The sequence below is a fragment of the Neisseria sp. P0022.S010 genome (genome assembly GCF_051956635.1).
Map to the genome: position 1 here is coordinate 1 of NZ_JBQCXF010000681.1, position 1,422 is coordinate 1,422.

The 1,422-nt window shown below is 55.8% G+C and carries 3 protein-coding genes; all 3 read right to left on the bottom strand.

Annotated elements, in window-relative coordinates; translation table 11 throughout:
• The coding region (rsfS, locus tag ACTHUT_RS20615; protein ID WP_440419667.1) for a ribosome silencing factor at positions 1-337 on the bottom strand (337 nt) is incomplete at its 3' end.
• A 58-nt stretch (positions 338-395) separates the two neighbouring features.
• Complete coding sequence (nadD, locus tag ACTHUT_RS20620) at positions 396-1,001, bottom strand: nicotinate-nucleotide adenylyltransferase (protein ID WP_049352645.1); 606 nt, start codon at positions 999-1,001, stop codon at positions 396-398.
• A gap of 18 nt (positions 1,002-1,019) precedes the next feature.
• On the bottom strand, positions 1,020-1,422 hold a 403-nt coding region (locus ACTHUT_RS20625; RefSeq protein WP_440419668.1), incomplete at its 5' end, for a beta-class carbonic anhydrase.

The following is a 1,422-nucleotide window of genomic DNA, read 5'->3' on the forward strand; positions in this document are numbered from 1 at the left end:
TTTCTCCGCCCCACAAGGTGTCGATGTCGTAGAAGTCGCGCACGGCAGGGAGCATGACGTGGACAACGAGGTCGCCTGCGTCGACGAGCGTCCATTCGCCGCTGTCGCCTTCGGTGCTGAGGATTTCAAAACCGGCTTCTTTCAAATCGACGGCAACGTTGTTCGCCAGCGCTTTGACTTGGCGTGTGCTGTCGCCGCTGGCAATAATCATGCGGGCGAACAGGGAGGTTTTGTCTTGGGTTTCCAAAACAGAGATGTCTTTGGCTTTGATGTCTTCGAGGGCGTTTACGGCCACTTCGACCATTTTTTGCAGGTCTTGCAATTCTTGTTCGTTCATTATTTTCCTAGTTGAAATGTTTTCAGACGGCATTATAGCTTATCTGCCTGAATAAACGCTATTTTTCATAGAGTTTGTGTTGGCGGATGTATTGGGCGACAGGTTGCGGCAGGCCGTCTGAATGGTGGGTTTTAGCGAGATCGGCACGGATTTGGGTGGAGCTGGTGTTGTGCAGCGGCGCGTCGAGGATGCGGACGCTGCCGTTTTGCAGGGCTTCGCCGAGCCATGCGTGCAATTCGCGCGGGGTTTTGTTGAGGTTGTCACCTTGGCGCATAGCAATGGCGATATGGGTCTGGCGCACGAGGGTTTGCCATTTTTTCCATGTGTGCAGCTGCATCAGGCTGTCGCTGCCCATCAGCCACCACAGTTGCGCGCCGGGAAACTGCTGGCGGAAGATTTGGACGGTGTCAAACGTATAGGTCGCACCATCGCGGACGATGTCGCAGTCGCTGGCGGCGAATTTCGGCTCGTCGGCGATGGCGAGTTCGACCATATTGAGGCGCTCTTGTGCCGGCGTGCGCGTGCTGTCTTTGTGGTATGGGTCGCCTGCCGGCAGGAAGACGACAAGGTCCAAACCGATTTCGTCAGCGAAGGCGCGGGCGATGTGAAGGTGGCCGTTGTGGATGGGGTCAAACGTGCCGCCGAATAATCCGATGTTTTTCATTTCGTGGTGGTGTCTGCGTTAGATGTTTTGGCCGTCTAAAGCAGGTAGGCTGCCGTCAATAATCAGGTTGAGCTTGCCTGTGGTCGGGTGGATGACCAGGCCGTGGATAGCGATGTTGTCGGGCATCAGCGGATGTTTGCGAATCAGCTCGACGGTATGGCGCACGCTGTCTTCGACATCGTCAAAACCGGTCAGCCAGCCGTCCAAATCGATACCGGCATTGCGCAGGGTTTCGATGCGGTCGTCGGGGATATTGCTGTCGTGTACGCGTTGGAGGAACTCTTCTGCGTGTAGTCCGCGCATACCGCAGTCGTGGTGGGCAATGACCATGATTTCTTTGACTTTGAGTTCAAATACGGCCACCAACAAACTGCGCATCACCGAACCCCAAGGGTGGGTCACCAGCGCGCCGGCGTTTTTG

What these genes read in the sequence shown, in the direction of transcription:
- nadD (WP_049352645.1), bottom strand. Translation starts at nt 1,001, where the DNA reads ATGAAAAACATCGGATTATTCGGCGGCACGTTTGACCCCATCCACAAC.